This is a genomic window from Pseudoalteromonas sp. TAE56 (assembly GCF_000497955.1).
Taxonomy (GTDB): Bacteria; Pseudomonadota; Gammaproteobacteria; order Enterobacterales; family Alteromonadaceae; genus Pseudoalteromonas.
The window spans coordinates 1-6906 of sequence record NZ_AUTN01000004.1; the positions used below are offsets into that span (position 1 = coordinate 1).

The window sequence follows — 6906 nt, forward strand, 5'->3', positions numbered from 1 at the left end:
CAGCGACACAAGCCAATTTGGCCACATTAAAAGCACGCAACGTACTTATTTGGGGCCCAGGTAAAGGTGAGCAAGCATGTGGCGATGTAGGCGCTGGACGTATGCTAGAGCCACATGACCTAGTTGCGCTATGTACAGCAAAAGAGCAACCGCAATTACTTGCAGGAAAGACAATTACAATAACAGCAGGCCCAACGCGTGAGCCTCTCGATCCGGTACGTTTTATATCAAATCACAGTTCAGGAAAAATGGGTTATGCACTGGCAGAGGCCGCTTTGCAACTCGGTGCTACGGTTAATTTAATTTCGGGTCCTGTTACGATTAAAGCACCTCTTGGCGTAAATTTAATAAATATTGAAAGCGCTGAGCAGTTACTAAATGAATCATTAATTTATGCACCACAGTCAGATGCATTTATTGGCTGCGCCGCTGTAGCAGATTATCGAGCAGCAGAAATTGCGACTCAAAAAATGAAAAAGCAAGGCGACGAACTCACTCTTACTTTAACTAAAAACCCTGACGTAATTGCAGCTATTGCCAACCTTAAACAAAACCGTCCTTATACTGTGGGGTTTGCCGCCGAAACTCAAAATGTAGAAAGCTATGCGAAAGGTAAACTAAAAAATAAAAATCTAGATATGATTTGCGCTAATGACGTATCAAAAAGTGGCTTAGGGTTTAATTCCGATCATAATGCTTTAACACTATACTGGCATAACGAACAACTTGAATTACCAACAACAAGTAAAATAGAAATAGCTCGCAAGGTGATCGAACAGCTGGCCAAACATCTATAAAAGGCTGGAAACAAACTGAATAAAACATTAACATACGCCATTCATTTGAACAAAAAATGACTAGGGTTCTTAACTGCGCCACTAAGAATAACTAATAAAAAGGAATGTTCATGCCTGCGACAAAAAGAAGTAATCGCAAAGAGCAAATACTGCAAGCACTCGCACAAATGTTAGAAACTAATTTAGGCCAACGCATCACTACAGCAAAACTAGCTGCTGAGGTGGGTGTGTCTGAAGCCGCGCTATACCGTCACTTTCCGAGCAAAGCGCGTATGTTTGAGGGCTTAATTGAGTTTATTGAAGATACCCTTTTATCTCGTATAAATATTATTATTGAAAACGAAAAAGAAAGCCAAACGCGCATTTATAACATTCTATTATTACTTCTAACCTTTGCTGAAAAAAACCCAGGTATTACTCGTATTTTAACGGGTGATGCTCTGCAAGGTGAGCAAGAACGTTTGCGAGAACGTGTACAAACCTTGTTTGAAAAACTAGAAACTCAGTTTAAACAAGTACTTCGTGAGCGTAAATTACGTGAAGGTAAAAACTTTCAAAGTGATGAGCTTACACTTGCAAACTTTTTACTCGCCTACGTTGAAGGCAAAATGAATCAGTTTGTACGTAGCGACTTTAAAGCAAAACCAAGTGTTCAATTTGAAAAACAGTGGCTTGAGCTACAAAAAATTTGGCTGTAATTTTTTGCTAAATTAATTAATTGAATACTAAAAAACGACCTACGGGTCGTTTTGTCGTATGTAGCTGCCATTTATCTGATCCGCTCGAATTATGAACCAAACTCGTTACAATGAAACAATGTCATAATACGAGAATCAATAATGAAAACAAAACTCACCTTATTAAGCACGGCACTCGTTGCCAGCTTAACTAGCACCGGCATACACGCCAAAGAATCACTACAATTTAAAGATATATTTAGTTTTAAATCAGCTAAAAGCACGCAACTATCTGATAATGGTCAAGTACTCACTTTTAGTGCAACGCCGTATCGTGGGAGTGCAACTGGCCAAGTTTACTCACTACAAAGCAATACACTCATTGCAGAAGTAGATCGCGGCACTAAGCCTCATATTAACAAAGCCGCTAACTGGGTCGCTTTTACACAAATACCTACCTTACTTGAAAAAGAAACAACTAAGAAAAAAGACACCCTTAAAAATAACTTGATACTCGTAAACACACAATCAGGTGCCCAACAAAGCTTTGCTGATGTAAAAGATTACACATTATCTGATGACGGTATGTGGCTTGCTTATCGTTTAAATAAAAAAGACGATGACGTAAAAGTAGAAGATAAAACCGATAGCACTAAAAACGAAGAAGATAACGCTATCACGCCCGATAAAAAAGATAAGAGCTATGCGCTTGTTATCGTAAATTTATCTGATAAACGCACCCATACAATAGAAAACGTATTTAGCTACGCTATTAACTCAGCTAGCAGCCAACTATTAGTGAGCCAAAGTTACAGCGATGGCAATAACAACCAAATAGCGTTAATTGAGCTAAGTGACTTTAATAGCAGTGTATTAATTGATGAACCAGGCGTAATCGCAAATAAAATAGCGTGGCACCCAACTGACAATATTGCAGCGTTTACATTGGGTAACTATGTAAATGATGACACGCGCCGTCGTAGCTACACTTTACAGCTATATAAAAACGAGAAGCTTGCAACTATAGATTCACCGAATAAAGCATGGACGTTAGGGAAAACAGCCACCCTTGAATGGTCAGAAAATGGCGAGCGTTTATATTTTGAAAACCATCCAAAGCTTGCTGCTAAAGTTAAGGCTAAAGAATATACTGATGAAGCCTCATTGTACGACTTTGATACCATACGTGAACATAAAGGTTTAGATGTATGGCACAACAACGATGCGCAAATAAAACCGCGTGAAGAGCAGCAATGGAACGAAGTTAATAAAAATCGCCATTACAGTGCGGTGTATCACGTTAACTCGCAAAAAGTGGTACAGCTAAGTACCACTAATATGCCTGAGGTTGCACTAAACCCTCAGCGAGATGTATCTTTACTTGGTTCATCTAACATCCCCTACCTAGAAAAAATAATGTACGGCGGTTTTTTTGCTGATTACTTTGCAGTAAATATAAACACAGGTAAACAAACTCCAATTATTAGTAACTATCCGTTTAGACCGAGCCTTGCCCCTAATGGTGAGTTTGCGACTTATTTTAGCGATAGCCAAATACAGCTAAAAGATTTAAAAAACAATAAAGTAACACCGCTTACAAAAGCGATTCAGGCAACCTTTGCTGATGATAAACACGACTACCCATCTATTCAACCTGGTTATGGTTTTGCTGGTTGGATGACCGACAGCAGCCAAGTGCTTGCTTATAGTAAATACGATATTTGGGCATTTGACGTAAAAACGCAGCAAGCAAAACGCCTAACTAATGGTAAGCAAAGCAATACGCAGTACCGTGTTATTAAGCTTGATAAAACCCAAGTGGGCTTTAAAAAAGGCGATACATTACTTGTCTCTGCTGTTAACTTGCAAACTAAACAAAGCGAAGTTGCAAAGCTCGACTTAACCACTAACACAATAACTAACGTGCTTAGCGGTAATAAACGCTTTGATGTAGTTAAAAAAGCCAAAAAGGCTGACAAGTACTTGTTCACCTCGCAAACTTATAGCCAATTTCCTGATTACTACCAAACTGATTTTAGCTTTAGCGCACCAAAAAAAGTGACCACGCTAAACCCACAAATTAGTAATTTTGCATGGGGAGAAAAGCCAGAACTAATAAGCTATAAAGGCTTTGACGGCGAAGATTTACAAGGCGTACTAATAAAACCAGCGGGCTATAAAAAAGGCGATAAAGTACCTGTGGTTGTGTATTTTTATCGTTATATGAGTCAACGCATGTTTGATTTTCCAAAAATGGAATTAAACCATCGCCCTAACTTTCCTATGTTTACCTCAAACGGTTATGCGGTATTTTTACCTGATATTCGCTTTGAAATAGGTCACCCTGGTAAATCGTCAACGCAAACCATGATAAACGCCACCCAAAAATTAATAGATTTAGGCATAGCCGACCCAGATAAAATAGGTTTACAAGGTCACTCTTGGGCAGGTTATCAAAGTGCGTTTATGATAACCCAAACAGATATGTTTAAAGCGGTTGTATCTGGCGCGCCAGTATCAAACATGACAAGTGCTTACAGTGGCATACGTTTAAAATCGGGTCTTGCTCGTCAGTTTCAATACGAAACAGGGCAAAGCCGTATTGGCAAAAACTTATTTGAAGCACCAGAGCTTTACATAGAAAACTCACCAGTATTTTTTGCAGACAAAGTTAATACGCCTATCTTAATAATGTCTGGCGACAAAGATGATGCAGTGCCTTGGCATGAAAGCGTGCAGTATTATTTAGCACTACGCCGTGCAGGAAAAGACGCTACATTTTTACAATACGAAGGTGAACCACACCACTTGAAAAAGTTTCCTAATCAGGTCGATTTTTCAGTGCGTATGATGCAGTACTTTGATCATTACTTAAAAGGCAAACCAGCTGCAAAGTGGATGACACAAGGCGAGGCATTCGTTGAAGAGTAAATAACCCAAACAAAAAAGCCGATATTGCATAAAACAATATCGGCTTTTTTGTTTTTAAAATTTCTATTACTTATCCCAATTCGCTTAATTAAGTGAGCTATTTTGAGGCTGGAAAAACGTGTTGATAGCTAGGCAAAAAACTCGCTATTTAGTTGTTCTAAATGAGATTTTTTAACGCAGGTAGCGACACGTTTAGCCCCGCAAAATGATTAAGTATTATTGCGGATTAGTATTAAGCTACAAACACAACTCTCTAAATGGCAATGTGGCTGCGCCAATTGATACCGGAAAATTATCAATATTAGAAACCACCAGCTTTGGCATAGGGCGTTTAGCGCCACGTCTAAATTGTGCATAAACCTCAGTTCGTGCAATAACTTTTTCAGCCAACTCTTTTGGAATATGGCCACCAATAATAATCGCTTCAGCATCTAATAATGCAGAGCAACAGGTTGCCACTAAATCAAATGAGTCTTGAACTTTAAACAGCCACTCTTCAACGCCAGGCCAATCGGGGTCAAAGTTGTCATGCAGGTCGTAAATAGAAGTAACCGCTACGCCATTTTTTTTCAAAATACGTTTTAGTAATTCAAGATTAGGGTGCGCATATAATTTAGGCGGTAGCATGTCGCCAAGCTCACCTGCGTTTCCGTATGTACCGCGCAGTACGTCGCCATTATTTACAATACCGCCACCAAATGCGGCCGATACAAACATATAAACAAAGTTTTTGTACTCACGACCAATACCTGCAACGCCCTCGCCTGCAGCCGCGCCTGTTGCATCGTTAACAACCCAAGTAGGGAGCTGAAAATGCTGCGACACAATATCGATAATATCAACCTGCGACCACTCTTCTAGCATATGGTGGGTATTCATTTTCCCATCCATTGAGCTAAAAAAGCCAGAGATACCCACGCCCATTCCCAGTACTTTTTCGCTTGGAATGTCACGCTCAGCGCTTATTTCTTCCACCAGCTTTTGTGCACACTTAAGCACATTATTAATGCTCATATCCGACATTAGCTGCATATGGGTGTACACAACCTTTCCCGTAAAATCCATTACAGCAATCGAAATGGCATCAAGCAAAATAGCTAAGCCAAAGGTAAATCCGTAATCGGGGTTAAGGGCAATGCCAAACCCCGGCTTACCTTTTTTATTAGGAATAAGCGTATCGCTTTGTACAATTACACCGTGCTGGGTTAACGACTTAAGTAAACGCGACACAGTTTGCTGTGGAATACGAGTTGCGCTCACAATATGACTTTGAGTTACGCACTTTTCCCAAAACACCACTTTTATAATATCGCGCTCAATATCTTGAAAAAGCTTTTCGCCTTTTCCAAGCTCAAAACCAGAGCGTAATAAGTTACTGTTGTTTAACGAAAACATAGGTATTAACCCTAACAAAATTGGAGCACAAGATTACGTGAAACCATTATAAAGAACAAGTGGGCAAACTGCGCCTACTCAATCACTATCACTCTAAAATCATTCACATTTGTGTTAGTTGGCCCAGTAATAATTAAATCATCAATTGCTTTAAAAAACTGATGGCTATTATGTCCTTCTAATTGCGCTTGAAGGCTCTCTCCTGCGCTTTGTGCTCGTGTAATCGTTGTGCTATTTATGTAAGCACCCGCTACATCTTTACTACCATCTACACCATCGGTATCACAAGCAAGTGCGTAAATACCCGCTTCGCCATTAAGCGCCTCAGCCAACGCCATTAAGTATTCTTGATTGGGCCCGCCATCGCCATAAACATCAGCAACGGTTACTGTAAGCTCGCCGCCTGAGAACAACATAACGCGCTTGCCTTGGGCTTTTTGCTCAAGAGCGATAGCCGCATGTTGCTTTGCAACTTCTTTAGCCTCGCCTTGAATATCATACCCTAGTACCTGAGTTTCCCAACCTTCATGCTGTGCAACACTTATAGCGCTATCAATAGCATGCTGCGCGTTTGCAGCAATAAAGTGCTCACCTATGGTATCGGCAGCTCGTTCTTGCTCAGATTTTAATAAATGTGCTTCAACCTCTGCAATTACCGGCCAATTGTACTTTTGTAAAATAGCCAGTGCATCAGCTTTAGTACTGCCATCGCTAATAGTAGGACCAGACGCTATATCACTTGGTTCATCCCCTACTACATCTGAAATAATAAGCGTAACGTAATCCGACTTAGCAGCCTGCGCTAGCTTACCGCCTTTAACAAGTGACAACTGCTTACGTACTACATTTATTTCATCAACGCTTGCACCACTTCTAAGTAAAAACTGATTAAGCTTTTGCTTTTGTGAAAAAGGCACATCATCAACAGGAAGGCACATCAACGACGAACCGCCCCCCGAAATAATAAACAAAATAGGAATATCAGCCGGATTATTTTTTACAAGCTCCAATAACTCTTTGCCAGCAGCTAAGCTGTTATCGTCTGGTGTTGGGTGGTTCGCACTAAGCACTTTAATTCGCCCAGTATCGCCGCTACTTTCGTAGCC

At 40.2% G+C, this 6906-nt stretch carries 5 protein-coding genes; 3 read left to right on the forward strand and 2 right to left on the reverse strand.

Features of this window, described 5'->3' with window-relative positions; all coding sequences use genetic code 11:
- The 3 genes from coaBC to L656_RS0100100 form a co-directional block, all read left to right on the forward strand.
- On the forward strand, positions 1-797 hold a 797-nt coding region (gene coaBC / locus L656_RS0100090; protein WP_024597708.1), incomplete at its 5' end, for a bifunctional phosphopantothenoylcysteine decarboxylase/phosphopantothenate--cysteine ligase CoaBC.
- A gap of 110 nt (positions 798-907) precedes the next feature.
- Positions 908-1495: a nucleoid occlusion factor SlmA gene (slmA, locus tag L656_RS0100095; RefSeq protein WP_004335558.1), complete on the forward strand. Its 588-nt coding sequence runs from the start codon at positions 908-910 to the stop codon at positions 1493-1495.
- A gap of 141 nt (positions 1496-1636) precedes the next feature.
- The gene (locus L656_RS0100100) at positions 1637-4405 is read left to right on the forward strand and encodes a S9 family peptidase (protein WP_024597709.1); all 2769 of its coding nucleotides are present in this window, start codon (positions 1637-1639) and stop codon (positions 4403-4405) included.
- A 237-nt stretch (positions 4406-4642) separates the two neighbouring features.
- Here the strand turns inward: L656_RS0100100 and L656_RS0100105 are convergent, their stop codons facing one another.
- Positions 4643-5800 (reverse strand): ROK family transcriptional regulator, encoded by a 1158-nt coding sequence (locus L656_RS0100105; protein ID WP_024597710.1) that lies wholly within the window; start codon positions 5798-5800, stop codon positions 4643-4645.
- A 74-nt stretch (positions 5801-5874) separates the two neighbouring features.
- A partial coding sequence (locus L656_RS0100110) for a glycerate kinase type-2 family protein (protein ID WP_024597711.1) occupies positions 5875-6906 on the reverse strand: 1032 nt, incomplete at its 5' end.

What these genes read in the sequence shown, in the direction of transcription:
- slmA (WP_004335558.1), top strand. Translation starts at nt 908, where the DNA reads ATGCCTGCGACAAAAAGAAGTAATCGCAAAGAGCAAATACTGCAAGCA.
- L656_RS0100100 (WP_024597709.1), top strand. Translation starts at nt 1,637, where the DNA reads ATGAAAACAAAACTCACCTTATTAAGCACGGCACTCGTTGCCAGCTTA.
- L656_RS0100105 (WP_024597710.1), bottom strand. Translation starts at nt 5,800, where the DNA reads ATGTTTTCGTTAAACAACAGTAACTTATTACGCTCTGGTTTTGAGCTT.